This window comes from Pectobacterium sp. F1-1, assembly GCF_025643735.1.
GTDB lineage: Bacteria > Pseudomonadota > Gammaproteobacteria > Enterobacterales > Enterobacteriaceae > Pectobacterium > Pectobacterium colocasium.
On record NZ_CP104733.1, the window covers coordinates 2,520,156 to 2,537,751 of the forward strand.

Here is a 17,596-nt window from a genome sequence, read left to right on the forward strand (position 1 = left end):
CTAATAGAAGTCGGGATCTATTCGTCCTTCCGCTTTCAGGATCTCAAGGAACCGTTTGTAGGCTGTTTCATCATACTCAAGAAGATCATCAAGGAGTTTTTCTTCTATCAAAGGTTTATAAAAAATACCTTGGTTAAAATAAATAAACTCACCTGATAAATCCGAGTCAACTATATCTATGCCATCTCCTAGCTTATAAGCAGACAAACCACCATTCCCCTTAGATAGACCATAGAAGTAAGTGTTGCCTCCAACCCAATAGACTGCATAAACATCAACGAGATATCCCCCTCGTTGAGTTATTATTTTCATTGTTTTTCCTTAAATGAAGCGCCTTGACGTTGTGGTGTGATAACTTTCATATCATAAGCCTTATTAGTCAATGAGTTATATTGATAATGAACTTCAATATTCCTACCATCTGGGAGTGTATGATTGACTGACATTTTCTGGAACCCTGCTGATGAAGGAAATTTAGGATCATTATTCAATCCCGTCAGTGGATATCCAGCCGATGGATTAGCCTTAACTCCATTCCATAATACTTGCTCATTCAGATCCCTCGGGAACGGATTCTGTATCCCCTTTGCTGTTGAGATAGATTCAGCCTTTCTGATTAATTCCTGTTGCTCTCTTGTCAGCGGCGATGCATTAGAACTTCCACCGATAGGTCTTTCAAGCGCTATACCAGATATAACTGCAGCCAATATCCCTTTGTTAATATTATCCTGATGTAATTGAGGGTTGTTAACCACTGGTTCGAGCTGAGAAATCGAGTAACTCACTAACTCCTGACATTGACCGACACAATCCGGTGAGGCAGCAAGCAACTTCAGTTTTTCCAGTTCCGCTTTTTGTTCCTTCAACGGGATACCGGTCGATAAGGCTTGATGCTGTTTATCTTTATCTAACTGGCTAAGTTCAGCTTTAAGTTGATCTCTTTCCTCATCCGTCTTCGCATTCGCATATTTTTCGGTGAACGTAGTGATATCCTTATCACTCAGATAGTTATTCTCCACCGCATTACGCCCGGACTGCGCGCCGCTGGCGGCGGAAGCCGTGCTGTTGCTCGCCAGACCGGATATCAGCCCGGCGGCCAGCGTGGAAAGCGCGCTGACCGACTGCTTTTCCTCTTCCGTCAGGTCGTTTGCCGTCTTGCCCGGGTATTGCTCCGCCATGATAGCGCGGGCAGCCAGTTCACCGCTGGAGGCACCGATGGCCCCCGCGGCCGCATCCTGACCCGACAGCTGGGCGACCACCGCCCCCACCACCGCGTGCGCCATCGCGTTCGCCGCGATATCCGACGCCGTGATTTTGCTTTCATCCTTCGGTAGCGTGACGTCTTTCACCAGTTGCGCCAGATACGGTGATGCCCCGCTGGCAATCGCTTTCTGGATGTCCCCGCCCGCCAGTGCCTGAATCGCCGCCGTCGCCGCCTGTGCCGCACGCTGGAAGTCACTGCCCGTGCCGTATTTCTGCATCTCGGCCTTGTAGGTCGGTGACTCCGTCAGCGCCTTTTTATAGACTTCCCATTCCTGCGCCGAATCACCGTCCTGCGGACGTTTGACGGTGGCATCGCCTTTAGCCTCCGCGGCTTTCTGCGCCTTCAGCTCGCCTTCCGTGCGCACGATATCCATCATCTGCGCGCCAATCTCACCAATCAGCTGCGCCTGTTTCAGGCGTTTCTGCTCTTTCTCTTTGTTAAAGATCGGGCTGAGCGCGTTGTTCGCATGTTCAACGTCACGGCTCAGCGTAGTGATATCCTGCACCTGTTTCGCCGTATCCCGCAACAACAATGTGCCGTCGCTCACTGCCGCATAGGTGGTGCTGGACGCATTGCCGCGGCTCCCCAGCGACATCAGCGCCGACGGCACGTTCATCGCCAGCGTCGAGAGCATACTGCCGTTCAGGGACGGGCTGGCACTGAACCCGGCGCCGCTGTGCTCCACCTTGAATTCGGCTTTATTATCTAACCCGCTCCAGCCCAGCGTCCCCGTGTCCAGCCGGTTTTTCTCGGCGCTGGCAGTAGAGCCAATGACCGCAGCGTCAAGCTGGGTATGTTCACCGGTCTGTATACCAAAGCCGTCTTTACCCGCAAAGAGCCCGGTCTGCTGCTGCACGCTGTCATAATTGCTGTGGATTTTGTCTTTGCTGAGGCTGATATAGCCGCTGCCGCCTCCGCCGCCCCAGGTAAAGCTGCCGCCTGCCGAGCCGCTCACCTGTCTGGAATCATAACGCTCGCTGTCCTGCTGACTTTGCAGCAGCAGGTTACGTCCGGCATCAACATCAATGCGCTCGCCGTTCACCTGTGCGCCAGTCAGCCGCGTGTCGCGCTCGCTTTTCAGCGTGACGTGGTTACCCGCATCCACCGTGGTTTCTGACCAGCTGTTGCCCGTCCCGGTTTCCCGCCCTTTCGCCGCATTGACGTTGGCAAAAATGCTGAGCCCCGCGCTGCCGTTGCTCAGTCCCACGCTGACGCCGATATTGCCGCCGCTGCTGCTGTTCTTGCCGCTGATGTCCTCGCTGTTGCGTGCCGAGAGCAGGTGAATATCCTGCGCCGCGTTCATCAGGACATCGCCGCCCGCCTTAAGCTGGCTGCCCGCAACCGTGATATCCCCGGTACGCGATTCGATGCCGATATCCCCCGCCGCATTGAGCGTCGAGCCAAAGCTCTGTTTCTGCTCGCTGGTCTGGCTGGAGCGTGAATTCTGCGCCCCGAGCGAAACGCTGACGCCGACAAAAGACGACTGCCCCTTATTGTTCAGTTCGGACTGGCTGCCCTGATAGGCCTGATACCCGGCCAGTCCGGCCTTCATGCCCTGAAGCAGCGCCAGCCGGCCATCACTTTCACTTTTTGCCGCCTGAATGCTCTGCACCGCGCTGTTGAGCGCCGAACCCACCACGCCGGACAGCGCCACGGTCAGACCCGCGCTTTTCTGCTCAAACTCCTGCTGCTGTTTGCGGGTGTCGTAGCCCGGGTCAATGGTGACGTTGTTGCCCTGCAGGAGGATGTCTTTCCCGGCCACCATATCGGTGCCGCTAATCGTGACATCGTTCCCGGCCTTCACCGTCACCGAGTCGGTCGTGCTGCCCAGGGTGCTGATACTCTGGCTTTGGGTCGCCGCCTGGTCACGCAGTTTCTGGCTGGTCGAGGTTGAACCAAGGGTAAAACCAATGCCGCCGCCGCTGAACAGGCCGCTCTTTTTCTTGCTGTGCTCTTCATAGTGCTGGTAGTTCTCGACGCTGGCCGCGGTGTTGACGTCGTTGTTCGCCAGCAGCGTCACCTGTTTGTCACCGACCACCGAGGAGCCCTGCAGGTTGATATCCTGACTGGCCGCCAGCGTGACACTGTCACCCGACAGCAGACTGCCTTTCTCATTGGTCTGCAACGTTTCCTGCAGGGTATGCATCACCGTCTTCGAAAACCGCTTCTTCTTAACCTGGGTTTCTTCAAAGAAGGTATGCTGCGTTTCCGTAGCCGACAGCAGGTTGATGTTGTTGCCCGCCTGCGCCGTCACCGCACCGCTCGCCACGCCCTGCGCCGCCTGCAGGTTGATATCTCTGCCCGCCTGCAGGCTCAGGCCGTTGCCTGTCGTGAGTTCGGTGCTCTGCCGGGTGATGTTTTGCTGCCAGTCGGCGTGGCGGTTCCACCAGTTGCCGCTGTAGGTTTCTTCGGTTTCAGACAGCAGATTCAGGTCGCGTCCGGCCGCCAGTGTCGCATTGCCTTTGGCGTTCAGGCTGGCCGCTTCCGACAGCACATCCCGTCCGGCCACCAGATTCAGGTCGCCCCCGCTCAGCAGCTGGCTGTTTGCCACCGCCTGCGTGCGGCGCTGTATGATGCCACTACCTGTATGGCTTAACGTATCTTTCAGCGTGTCCTGCGCGATAAGGCGGATGTCATTGCCCGCAGTCAGTGACATCGCAGAACCACCAGAAAGCCGGCTGGCATCAATCTGAATATCCTGACCAGCCACTACTTTCAGTACGCCATCAGCACTGATTAAACTATGTTGAGTAGACGAATTATTTATATTATCAGTACGACCCCATTCGATATCGAAATGGTTGTTTTTCAAAGTCAATGCTTCAAGCGCCACATTACCTTTGGCATTCAGCGCCATGTCCTGTCCGGCGTTGAGTGTAGCCGCCACGTTGCGGATATCCTTGCCTGCACTGAGCGTCAGGCTTTTGCCTGCAACAATCTCGGCAGTTTTGCCCAACTCGGTGAACACAAGTGAACCGATACCATCGCGTAAGGAGGCTGGCTGTGTCGTTTGCCAGTCACGGGATGCCGTGTGGTTGATGATATCGCCGTTAATGCTGGCGAGCTGCAGCGTGTTGCCCTCAATCCGGCTGCCGCTGTTGGTGATGTTATTCAGCGCCACCAGATTCAGGCCGCCGTCTGATTTGATCAGGCCGCTCTCGTGGTTATCAATCTTGTCGCCGCTGGCGATTGCCAGTACCTCAACGGCCTTCAGCGTGCCGCTGTTGGTGACGCTGCCGCCCGCGTTCAGCTCGACCCTGTTCGCGACAATCGCGCTGCCCTGCAGGTTGCTTTTATCCGCCTGCGCCAGATACAGCTTCGGTGCCAGCACGGTCTGCCCGTTGACCTCGATATTTTCCCACCAGACCAGACTCTGGCTGAGGTTGGCCACCTGCGCCGGCGTCAGGCTGACGCCCAGTTGCAGGCTCATGCCTTTCTGCGCCGCCGCGGCGTTATCCAGCAGCATTTGCATCTGTGCCAAATCGGAGCCGGTGCCGTTCAGGTGACGCTGCCCGCTCTGTTTCAGCACCGCCTGGCTGATGTAGCGGGTATCAAACTCCGCATCCCCGAGGAAGCGGTAGTCGTGGTCTGCATCCAGTCCCAGCTTGTCCAGCAGATAGGACGACCCCAGCACCCGGTCAGTCTGCGTCCACTGAGAGCGCGTTTCGACCGGCACCACCGTTGACGGCTGCTGCCCCAGCAACGTCTGCAGATCGCTGAACAGCGCATTATCCACCTGTCCCAGCTGTTCCAGTTTCGGGTTGGTGTGGATCAGATAGCGGCTGTCGGCATTTGGATCGACAACCAGCAGCCCGTTATTGCCCGTCGGCAGCGGGTACTCAGCAAGCGGATTGGTACTCAGATTTTGCAGCCCGTTGCCGATGGCGCTCAGCAGCGCGGCGGCAGAGAGAGGCTGTGGCGCAGCAGGTTTACTCCCGCCCGGCAGGGTATCTGTACTGGCCGCAGGCTTCGGTGCATCAACCGCCACCATGCCCGGTGTGGTCAACACAGCAGGCGTGCCCACCGTGCCCGCTATCGTGATGCCCGCGGCGGTGTTGTTCACGTTGACCGGCGTCAGGTTATTCCCGGCATCAGGCCGTTGAGTCGTCGACGTCAGTGCGACCGTATCGGGGTTATTGACGTGACCGGAAGCTGAAGGCGCTAACACCACGGCGTCGCCGGTGTTGAGCGTCAGCGGCCCGCTGGTAGTCGGCGCCGTAATGACCGCGCTGATGTTCTCCGCCTGTGCCCCTGCTTGCAGCGCAGTGCCTGCCTGCTGCGTCAATTCGACCGCATCAGGATTGCTGACGTGGCTGGAAGTAGAAGATTGTAACACCACTGCGTCGCCGGTGTTGAGCGTCAGCGGCCCGGCAGTATTCGGCGCCGCGATGGCCGTGGTGATGTTATCCGCCTGTGCGCCCGCTTGCAGCGCGGTGCCCGCCTGCTGCGCCAGCGTCACCGCTTTGCCCGTCGCATTCACGCCTGCTGCATTACCTGCCAGCGCCGCCTGTTCGTTCCCTGCTTTAGTAACGTCTACCGCACTGGCGTTAAACGACGAATCCTGACTGGCCAACTGGCGCGAGGTCTGCTTCTGCAAAGGTGACAGCGTGGTGATGGCATCCAGCACCGGTTTAGTGGACGCAGGCATAAACCCGCCGCTGCCCGGCTGCAGCGTGGTATTGCTGATATCCTGTTTAACATCGGCGGTAATGGTGCCACCCGCCTGAATTAACGCGTTATAACTTTCGCCAACTGTTTTTTCGTAGGTTGGGGTGCCTGATAATCTATAAGACATATATCGGTTCATCACACGATCATGTTTATCTATATATCTACTAGGCCGAGCAACCTCCCCATTTTCCTGAAAGGAAATATGATTATAAATCAAAGCCTTAATAAAACTTCCTGATGTGTATGAAAGATTATTTAACCTCTCACCTTGTAGATTGATGTTTTTAATCGCTTCTAATATAGATGATTGATTTACCAAATCATTAGAATATAAGAAAGCATCTTTCCCTGAACGGATAATACCAGACTGATTATCAGATTTTATTTCTATAGTTTTATGTTCAATTACAACCTTCTGTATATCAGCATTTTTAAATGGTAGATATGCGTAGCTTTTCCAGCGCCTAGGAGCACCGTGCCCACCTCCACCACTCTCCTCTTCTGATACATAAATCCCATAATCCTCAGGTTTAAACCACCCAATCGGAATATTCGCTATCGTTTTCCCCGCCCACTCAGGCACCGAGTCCCCCGCCAATTCCGTTTCCGTCACCACCAACCCTTCACGCTGATTCGTCAGCGTGCCGGTGTTAATGGTGATATCCCCGGATTGCGTTTCGATGGTGCCGGAGCTGTTGAGCAGCGAGGTGCTGGCGTTGCCCTGCGCGTCACGCTGAATGAGCAGGTTATTGCCCGCCAGTATGGTGCCGAACACGTTGGTCAGGGAATCCGACAGCAGGCGCATATTGCCGCCCGCATACAACATGCTGCTGTTGTGTAGCAAACCGCCGGCCTGCACCAGCAGGTCACCCGTGGTGCCAATCAGCCCCTTGTTATTTAGCGTGTTGTCGCTTATCAGCCTCAGATTACCGCCCGCCTGCACACTGCCCGCTTCCAGTTGCACGATGTCTTTTGCGCTGATCCGCGAGTCCCCGCCACCTGCCAGAATGCGCCCCTGATGGGTCAGCGTACCGGTGCTGGCCAGTTGGACGGATTGACCCTGCAAGGTGCCGCGCTGGTCAAGGTCGCCCGCCACGTTCAGCGTCAGCTGTTTCCCGGCGGCCATGGTTTGGGTAAAGGTCAGCGGTCCGGTGAGTTCGGCAGTCAGGTTACCCAGCGCCACCAGTTGCCCGTCCTGCTGCAGCTCATTCGTCTTGAGGCGCAAATCCTGCGCGCTGTAGAGCTTCGCGCCCTGACGGTTAATCAGCCGCTGCGTCTGCAGCGCCAGCTGTGTCAGCCCCAGCAGCGTGCCGTGGTTGTCGAGTTCGTCGGCGATAATCTCCAGTTCACCGGCCTGCACCAGCCCGTTATTCACCCACTGCGGAATTTTCAGCGTCAGCTTATCTTGCGCCATCAGGCTGCCCTGCTGGGTAAACTGCGCCGTGTTGACGGCCAGCCCGCGCCCCTGCAGCCAGCCGTGATTGTCTACCACCGCCGCGTTGAGCGTGGTGGTGCCGTCGGATAACAGCTGTCCGCCCTGCTGGTTGATAATCCGGTCGGTCGCGTCCAGTTGCAGCGCGGCGGTGCCCTGTACCGTGCCGCCATTGGCGATGATGCTCCCCATCAGCGTGGTGTTCGCGGCTTTGATGTCGCCCTGATTATTCAACGCGGCCGCCTGCACGCTCAGCGTGCCGTCGCTGCTTAAACGCGCCTGCGGCGCATTGGTGAACTGGCCGATGACGGTGGCGTTAAGCGCACGGTCACCGCGCAGGGTGCCGTGGTTAGTGAGTGACTCCGCGCCCAGCGTCAAGGTGCTGCCCTGTATCTGACCGCGGTTGATGAGGTTGTTGGCCGTCAGGCTCAGCTCACCGCCGCTGACCAGTTGGCTGCTCTGCGCGCCCTGATAGGCACCGGTCAGCTGCAGCGTCCCGCGTTGGACGCCCAGCAGATTGCCCTGCTGTTCGAGATCGCGAGCGATCAAACGCAGATCGTCCGATTGCCACAGTCCCTGATTGCGCAGCACGCCGGTGGTCAGTTCCCCTGTGCCGCCGCTGAGCAGCCGCCCCGCAGCCAGATTATCGACGCGCTCAGTGAGATCCAGCGTAAAGCCGCCGACGCCCGTCAGCGTGCCGCCGTTCTCCAGCGTCTGGCCAACCACGGTCACGCTGCCCTGCGAGAACAGCTCGCCCTGATTGTTCAGCACGTCGCCGTTGAGCGACAGGCTGTTCAGCCCCGCCACCGTGCCGCTATTGCTGAACGTGTCGCCGTTCAGCGTCAGCGTGCCCGCCTGCCATAACCCGGCGTTATCCGCCTGTTTAGCCTGGAGCGTAGCCGCGCCTTTGCTGAGCAGTTGGCTGCCCTTATTACCGACATAGCGCAGCACATCGAGCAGGCGCAGCGCGTCAGTACCCTGAATACGGCCCTGATTCTCCATCTCACGGGCGCGCAGTTGCAGGTCACCGGCCTGTAGCGTACCGGCATTGCTCAGCGTACCGCTGTCGAGTTTTCCTGTGCCGTTGGTCAGCAGCTCGGCCCCGGCGCGGTTAATCAGCTCATCCCGGTTGGTGACCGTCAGGCCGTGGCTGCCCAGCACGCGCCCGCCGTTATCCAGCGTGCCGGTGGTCAGGCTCAGCGTGCCCGCGGCTATCTCACCGCTCTGGCTCAGGCGGTCGGCCGTGATAACGGCGTCGCCGTCGCTCAGCAGACGAGACTGCGCATTCCCCTGATAGGTGCCCGGCAAATCAAGACGCAGTCCGTCCTGACCGAGCAGCACCCCGCCGTTGGTCAGGGCGTTCGCCGTCAGCGCCAGCGTGTTGCCCTGCCAGACCCCGTCGTTTGTGACCGTACCCGCCTGTGCGGACAACACCCCGTTGGTCAGCAACTGACCGGTAGCGCCGACCGTCAGGCCATCGCGCAGTGCCAGCGTGATACCGCGCTCACCGATAACCGTGCCGGTGTTGTCGAACGAACCACCGTTCAGCGTCAGCGCCCGGCTTTCCCAGCGCCCGCTGTTGCGCAGCTGATTGCCGCGCAGCGTCAGGGTGTCGGCAGAATGCAACAATCCCGCGCCCTGATAGTCGCCGTCAAGCGTCAGCGCCCCATCGGCAATTACGTTGCCCGCGTTGTTTACCGCACCGCTGTCGAGCGTCAGCTTACCCACGCCGGAGACCGTGCCCTGGTTGTCGAGCTGGCTGGCGCTCAGCCAGCTGTCACCGCCGGAGAGCAGCGTGCCCTGATTGGTGAGCAGGCTGGCCGGATTAGCGCGTTCCAGCGTAACGGCTAACCCGTTATCCCCCTGAATGCGTCCGCGGTTGATCAGCTGCTGCGCGTAAAACGTCAGGCGGTCTGCCTGCGCGTCGCCGTCGTTTGTCACCGTCGCCGCGCGTAAAACAGCAATACCCTGCGACAGGAGTTTCCCGCCCTGCTGGTTATTCAGCGTATTGAGGGTCATCAGTGACAGCGCATTAATACCAAAAATCTGTCCGCGGTTGGTCAGGTCAGCGGCCTGCAGCGTGATATCGCCCGCCTGCCACTGCCCGTCATTGTCAACCTCACCCGCCGTCAGCGTGCTGCTGCCCTGGCTCAGCCAGTGGCCCTGATTGCGTGCCGTTCCCGCAATTGCCAGCGTCAGGGCATCGACGCCCAGCATCTTGCCGCGGTTCTCCAGCGTACCGGCGTCCACCTTCAGCTTACGGGCTTCCAGCGTGCCCTGCTGGTCGATATGGTTTGCCACCACGCCCAGCGTGCTGCTGCCGCTGATAAGACTCTGATTATCCAGCGCATTACGCACATTCAGTTGCAGGTCATCGGCGCCCAGTATCTGCCCGTGGTTCAGCACGTCCGCCGCGGTGACGTTGATATTTTTACTGGTGAGGTCACCGGTGTTGGTCAGGGTGCCGTCCAGCGTCAGTTGCAGACTGCGCGTGCCGTTCAGCAGTCCGCCGTTGGTCACCACATTGGCACCAATAGTGAGCGACTGGCTGTTCAGCGCGCCCTGATTATCAAGATGATTACCAAGCTGCAGCGTCAGCCCGTTCACGCCCATCAGGGTACCGGCGTTGACGACGTCATTGGCCTTAATCGTCAGCGCATTGCTGCTGAGGTCACGCGTATTATTTAGCGTCCCGTTCAGATGTAGATTCAGGCTGTCGACACCGGTGATTGCGCCGCTGTTGGTCAGATCGCGGGCATTCAGCGTCACCGCCGCCCCGTACAACGTGCCGCGGTTGGTGAGGTTATTACCGGTTGTCAGTTCAAGACGGTCGAGGCCGTTGATTTTCCCGCGGTTGTCCAGCCTGTCGGCCTGTGCGGTCAGCTGAGTGCTGTTCAGTGTGCCCTGATTGGTTAAGGTGTCATCCAGCGTCAGTTGCAGCCCGGCCACGCCGGTGAGGGTGCCGTCGTTGGTCAGCGTACGGGCAGCAACAGTGGCGAGCGTGCTCCACAGCGTGCCCTGATTGGTGACGTCGCCGTTTGCCAGCGTCAGTTTGAGCGAGGTATCCCCCTGAATATGACCGGCATTGGTCAGCTGCTGCGCGTCCAGCGCCAGGCTGTCCGCCTGCCATTCGCCCTCGTTGCTCGCGTCGCCCGCGTTCAGCACCGCCGTGCCCTGGGTGAGCAGCTTGCCGGTTTGCGCATTGGTCAATTTATTGTTCGCCGTCAGCGTCAGCGCCGACAGCCCCAGTAGCCGTCCGGCATTCCCGACGTCATCCGCCGTCAGCGCCAGCGTATTGCCCTGCCAGAATCCGTCGTTCGTGACTGTGGCTGCCTGCGCCTGCAGTGCACCGTTGGTCAGCAACTGACCGGTGCTGCCAACCGTCAGGCCATCGCGCAGTGCCAGCGTGATACCGCGCTCACCGATAACCGTGCCGGTGTTGTCGAACGCGCCGCCGTTCAGCGTCAGCGCCCGGCTTTCCCAGCGCCCGCTGTTGTTCAGCTGGTTGCCGCGCAGCGTCAGGGTGTCGGCAGAATGCAACAACCCCGCCCCCTGATAGTCGCCATCAAGCGACAGCGCCCCGTCGGCAATCACGTTGCCCGTATTGCTCATCGCCGCACTGTCGAGCGTCACCTTACCCACGCCGGATACGGTGCCCTGATTGTCGAGCTGGCTGGCACTCAGCTGTGTGTCGCCGCCGGAGAGCAGCGTCCCCTGATTGGTGAGCAGGCTGGCCGGATTAGCGCGCTCCAGCGTAACGGCTAATCCGTTATCCCCCTGAATGCGCCCGCGGTTGGTCAGCTGCTGCGCGTCAAACGTCAGGCGGTCTGCCTGCGCGTCGCCATCGTTTGTCACGCTCGCCGCGCGTAAAACAGCAATCCCCTGCGACAGGAGTTTCCCGTTTTGCTGATTCGTCAGGCCGTTGGCGGCACTCAGCGACAACGCATTAATACCAAAAATCTGTCCACGGTTGGTCAGCTCGCTGGCCTGCAGCGTGATATCACCCGCCTGCCACTGGCCGTGATTATCGACCCGATCCGCCGTCAGCGTGCTGGTGCCCTGACTCAGCCAGTGGCCCTGATTGCGGGCCGTTCCCGCAATCGCCAGCGTCAGGGCATCCACGCCCAGCATCTTGCCGTGATTGTTCAGCGTACCGGCGTTCACCTTCAGCTTACGGGCTTCCAGCGTGCCCTGCTGGTCGATATGGTTCGCGGCGATACCCAGCGTGGTGCTGCCGCTGATAAGCCCGCGGTTATCCAGTTGATTACGCACATTCAGTTGCAGGTCATCGGCGCCCAGTATCTGCCCGCGGTTCAGCACATCCGTCGCGCTGACGTTGATATTTTTACCGGTGAGGTCACCGCTGTTGGTCAGGGTGTCATTGAGTGTTAACTGCAGGCTGCGCGTTCCGTTAAGCAGCCCGCCGTTGGTCACCTCATTGGCACCAATAGTGAGTGCCTGGCTGTTCAGCGCGCCCTGATTATCAAGATGATTACCAAGCTCCAGCGTCAGCCCGTTCACCCCCGTCAGGGTGCCGTGGTTGACGACGTCATTGGCCTTAATCGTCAGCGCATTGCTGCTGAGGTCACGCGTATTATTCAGCGTCCCGTTCAGATGTAGATTCAGGCTGTCGACGCCGGTGATTGCGCCGCTGTTGGTCAGGTCGTTCGCGTTCAGCGTCACCGCCGCCCCGTACAATGTGCCGCGGTTGGTGAGGTTATTGCCGGTTGTCAGTTCAAGACGGTCGAGGCCGTTAATTTTCCCGCGGTTGTCCAGGCTGTCGGCCTGTGCGGTCAGCTGAGTGCTGTTCAGCGTGCCCTGATTGATTAACGCCTCATCCAGCGTCAGTTGAAAGCCGTTCACGCCGGTGAGGGTGCCGTCGTTGGTCAGCGTCCGGGCAGCAACAGTGGCGAGCGTGCTCCACAGCGTGCCCTGATTGGTGACGTCGCCGTTTGCCAGCGTCATCGTCAGTGATTTGTCACCCTGAATATGACCGGCATTGGTCAGGTGCTGCGCGTCCAGCGTCAGGCTGTCTGCCTGCCATTCGCCGTCGTTAACGGCCTCGACGGCCTTCAGCACCGCCAGGCCTTCAGTGAGCAGCGTGCCGGTTTGCGCATTGGTCAGCGTCTTGTTCGCCGTCAGCGTCAGCGCCGACAGCCCCAGCAGCTGGCCGGCATTCTCAACCGCATCCGCCCTCAGGGTCAGCGTGTTGGCCTGCCATTGCCCGCGGTTTTCCAGTCGGCTGGCCGTCAGCGTGCTGTCGCCCTGACTCAGCCATTTTCCGCTGTTACGCGCCGTGGTGTTAATCGCCAGCGTCAGCGCATCCACGCCCAGCAGCGTGCCCTGATTGTCGAGTGCATCCGCCTGCACCTGCAACTGGCGGCTTTCCAGTGAACCCTGCTGGTCGACCTGTTCCGCCTCAAGCTGCACCCGCTGGCTGCCACTGATAAGACCGCTATTGCGAACCGCGTCCTGCAGCGTCAGGTGCAGCGCGTCACCGGAGAGCTCCCCCTGATTGAACAGGTCGGTCGCCGACAGCGTCAGCGTTTTACCGTACAGGTTACCCGCATTGGTCAGGCTATCGGCAACCGTCAGTTGCAGTGTGTCAGTCCCGGCGATGTCACCGCCGTTAAACAGGGTATTGGTCGTGATGTCGGTGCGCTGCCCCAGCAGCGTGCCCTGATTCTCCAGCGCGTGTCCCTGCAGTTGGATAGTGTTAGCCTGCCAGCGCCCGCGGTTGGTGAGCGTGGTGCCGGACCAGTCCAGCAACCCGTCAGTCTGCAGCGTCCCGCTGCCCTGATAATTGCCCGTCAGTGACAGCGAGGTGACGGCCAGCACGGTTCCGGCATTCTCCACCGTCCCGCCAATAAGGGTTGCCGCGCCGTTGCTGGCAAGCGAGCCCTGATTGGCTAGCTGCGTGGCGCGCAGTTGCGTGTTGCCGCCAGACACCAGCGTGCCGCGGTTGTCCAGTACACCGTCGCCCGCCTCACGTCCCTGAGGTGACGATGACGCGTTGAGTTGCTGAATGTCTGCTGCCAGCGACAGCGCCATCGGCAGGAATGAACGCTGACGTGCAGCGCTTGCAGGCGCGACCGTGATGCCGATATCGCCTTCGGCCTGCACCCGTCCCGTGTTGATGAAATGGGTGGACTGTAGCGTCAGGTTATCCGCCCGCCACTCGCCGTGGTTTTCCACCTGAGCCGCCTGCAACACCGCCGCGCCCTGCGTCAGCAGCTTCCCGGTCTGCTGGTTGGTCAGCCCGTGCTGTGCCGTTACCGACAGCGCCTGAATACCGAGAAGTTGCCCGGCATTGGTGACCTCATCCGCGTCAAGCAAGAGGGACGCGGCCTGCATCAGGCCGCTGTTATCCGTGCTCTGCGCGGTCACCGTTGCGTTGCCCTGCGTCAGTAGATTGCCACGGTTCGTGATATTCCCGGCAATCGCCAGCGTCAGCGCATCCACGCCCAGGATGTTACCCTGATTGACCAGCGAGGCCGCCTCCAGCGTGACGGTTTTTCCTTCCAGCGTGCCTTTCTCTCGCTGGTTAACGTCGCCAGCCGTGACCGTCAGCGTATTGCTGGCGCTGATAAGCCCGGCGTTATCCAGCCACCCGGTGGTGTTCAGTTGCAGATGATTGGTGCCCTGCAACTCGCCACGGTTGTTCACGTCCACCGCCGCAACCGACAGGCTGTCGCTGCGCAACGCACCGGTATTATTCAGGCTGTCGCCGAGCGACAGCGTCAGCGTCTCGACACCGGTAATGGTGCCGTGGTTAGTCAGACGCTCTGCGGCAAGCGCGACAGTATTGCCCAGCACCGTGCCCTGATTGGTCACCTGCTTCCCTTGCAGGGACAGCGCCCGGCTTTCCCAGTGCCCGTTATTCGCCAGCGTGTCGCCATCCAGCGTCAATGTCCCTGCCGTATTCAGCAGGCCACGGCCCTGATAGTCGCCGCGCAGCGACAGGCCTGTCGCCGCGATTACCCGACCGTCGTTCATCAGCGACGTTCCCGTCAGTACCGTGTTGCCCAGGCTCGACAGCGTGCCCTGATTCTCCATCAGGCGTGCGAACAGCGTGGCGTCCCCGCCTGTCGTCACCGTGCCGCGGTTAACGAATGTGCCTTTGCCATCCGTTGCGGGCAGCGTCACGGACAAGGCCTCATCCCCCTGAATCTGCCCGTCATTGGTGAGATTATTCGCCGTCAGCGTCAGCGCTTTCGCCTGCCACTCTCCGGTATTCGCCACCTCCGCCGCGGTGAGCGTCGCAAGCCCCTGAGACAGCAGTTTGCCCGCCTGCCGGTTGGTGAACCCGTGGGTCGCCGTCAGCGCCAGCGCGGACACCCCGAAGATGTTCCCCGCGTTATCCAGTTCATCGACCTGCAACGTGACGTTTTTCGCCTGCAACCTGCCCTGATTATCGAACCGTTTGGCCGTGATGGTGCTGTCATCCTCACTCAGCAACGCCCCCTGACTGGACAGGGTGCCGGCTATCGCCAGCGTCAGCGCGTCGGTGCCGTGAAGTGAACCCTGATTGGTGAGCTGTACGGTTTCCACGCTGAGCTGATTACCCTGCAAGGTGCCAGCGTTATCCAGGTTACCGCTCAGGAAGAGCGACAGGTGATTGATACCACTCATCGTGCCGCGGTTGTCGAGAGACGTCCCGTCTGCCGTCAGGGTGAGCGCCTGTAATGTGCCCCGGTTCTCGGTGTTCGCCGCCTGAAGACGCAGCGACTCTCCGCTGAGCCAGTCGCCGCGATTGGTAAAGGTATCGGCGACGGTCAGGTTCACCGCGCCCCGCGCCTGTGCCTGTCCGCTGCTGGTGAGGGTAGTGGCCTGAAGGGTCAGCGCATTGCCCTGCAACACCCCGGCCTGGCTGACGACATCGCCGTGAATTGTCCAGTTGCCGCTGGCCAGCAGGCTGCCGCGGTTGTCCAGTTGGGTGGCGGTAATCTGCCCGTCGCCGGTAATACCGGTTTTACCCGCATTGAGCCAGCGTTCGGCCTTCAGCAGGAACTGCTGTGCCTGAATGGCTCCCTCGGTCTCCGCCTGTCCGGCGTTCACCGTCAGGTCCGTGCCGGCCAGCAGCGTACCGGTTGCGGATTGCGTCAGGGCGCGCGTGGCGTCCAACTGCAGCGCGTTGTCTGCCTGAATTGTCCCCTGATTGGCCAGCGTACCGGTATGCAGCTGTAAATCAGGTGCCGTGAGCGTGCCGGCATTGCTGAGGCGGTCGGCGGTCACCTGCAGGGTGTTGCCGGCCTGCAGCCGGCCGCGGTTATCCAGCGACTCACCCAGCGTCAGCGCCAGTTTTTCCCCCGTGCTGAGCGTGCCGCGGTTCACCAGACTGCCGCCGTGCAGCGCCAGCATCTGCCGGGCGTTGATGGTGCCGTGGTTCTCGGTCGTCTGGCTGGTCAGGTCAAGGGCGTTTGCGGTGACCTCGCCCTGATTGGTGAGCCGGTTAGCCTGTGCGCTCAGCGTCGCGGCCTGCAGCGTGCCGCCATTGGTGAGGCTGCCGGCCAGCAAGAACAGCTGATTATCCGTCAGAATATGGCCCTGATTGTTCAGCACCGTTTGCAGCTCAAGTTTCACGTCATGACGGGCGCTGAGTAATCCGCTGTTGTCCAGACGCTGGGCGTTAGCCGTCAACCGCTCCGCCGCGGCCAGCGTGCCACTGTTCGTTATGTCGCCGCCGCTGAACGTCAGCGCCTGCAACGCCGCGATATCGCCCTGGTTATCCAGCACGTCCAGCGTCAGCGCGAGGGTTTTCCCCGCCAGCGTGCCGCGCTGCACCAGACGGCCGCCCTCCACGCTCAGCGTATTGCCCGCCGTCAGATGCCCTTGCCAGTCGCCCTGCTGCGTGACGCGTACCGTGGCGCTGTCTTTTGCCTGAAGCTGCGCGCTGCCTGCACTGGTAAGGGTCTTTGCTTCCAGTCGCACGTTTTCAGCGCCCGCGCTCCCCGCCAGCAACACCGCGTCGCCGCGCATATCGAGCAGCGATTCCGCCTTGATGCCGCTTTTCGCATCCTGCTGCAGCGATTGCCCCGCGTTGACCGTCACCTTGCCGGCGGCAAGCTGGGTATTCGCCAGCGTGACAGCGTCACCTTTTACGGATAATTGATGTGCTGACCTGACGGTGCCCTGCGCATCCACGCCCGCACTGACCAGGCTGTTCTGTGCGTTAAGCGTCCCGCCTGACCGCAGAGCGATATCCTGCCCGGCACGCAGCGTCGCGTCCTGCAAGGTGATGTCCTGTCTGGCGTTCAGCGTCAGCGCGTCACCCGCCTGCTGTTTGCCCCGCAGCGCCAGCGCGTCCGCGTCCGCCTGAATATTCCCCTGCGCCACCGTATCGCCCAGGCTGAGTTTGCCGTTGGCCGACAGCGTGATATCGCCGCTGCGCGCACTCAAATTGCCGACGTTGACGCCCACGCCCTTGTCGCTGGACACCAGCTTGATGCGGTTGGTGTACATGCCACCCAGCGCGCCCGTATCCAGCGCGACCTTAACGCCGCTATCCGCCGCCTGCGCCGTCACCTTGCCCGTCGCGTCAACCTGATTGGCTCCCAGCACAATCTGCGTATCGTTGGCATTCAGCCCGGCATTAATCTGCGCGGTGCGCGCAATCAGACTGAGGTAGTCACTTTTGCTCGCATCCAGCCCCTGCCCGGTCAGCGTGATATCGCCGCGCTGCACATCGATATGTTGCAGGCTTCCCTGTGCATCCAGCTGGGGTTTTCCGGTGGTCAGCGTCACCTGCGGGGTATTGATAAAGCCGCAGCCGTCGCAGGTAATGCCATTGGGGTTGGCCACGATGACGCTGGCCTGTTTGCCCCCCACTTCCAGGTAGCCCGCCAGCGTACTGCGGTTGCCGGACACCACTTCGTTGATAATGGCGTCGGCGCCTTTGCCTTTCAGGTTGGGGTTGTTCTGGATCAGCCCGCCAAGCTGGGTAGGGTTCAACTGGGCCGTGCCGTTATTCAGGATCAGGCCGGGCTTGCCGACGTTAAAGTCCTGATACTGGTTATGGGAAATCCCCGCGCTATTCGGCGTGGCAATGTTGATGACCGGCACGCCATTGCCGGCCTGATCCAGCGCAGTGTTGCCCGCCGCGACCTGCACGCCCGCCGCCATCGCCGGCAGCAGCGGCTGAAACGCAATCAGGTGGATCAGCGTATACGCCAGCAGGCGCTGTGTGGTTTTTACTGGTTTCATCCCTGATCCCCGGTCTTAATAATTAA

The 17,596-nt window shown here is 60.2% G+C and carries 2 protein-coding genes; both read right to left on the reverse strand.

The window, feature by feature from the left end; translation table 11 throughout:
• A complete protein-coding gene (locus tag NAL19_RS11180; protein WP_263057368.1) occupies positions 1–312 on the reverse strand; it encodes a hypothetical protein in 312 nt (103 codons plus the stop codon).
• Complete coding sequence (locus NAL19_RS21715) at positions 309–17,570, reverse strand: hemagglutinin repeat-containing protein (RefSeq protein ID WP_317630280.1); 17,262 nt, start codon at positions 17,568–17,570, stop codon at positions 309–311. Before NAL19_RS21715 ends, NAL19_RS11180 begins: the two co-directional genes overlap by 4 nt.
• Between the last annotated feature and the right edge of the window lie 26 nt (positions 17,571–17,596).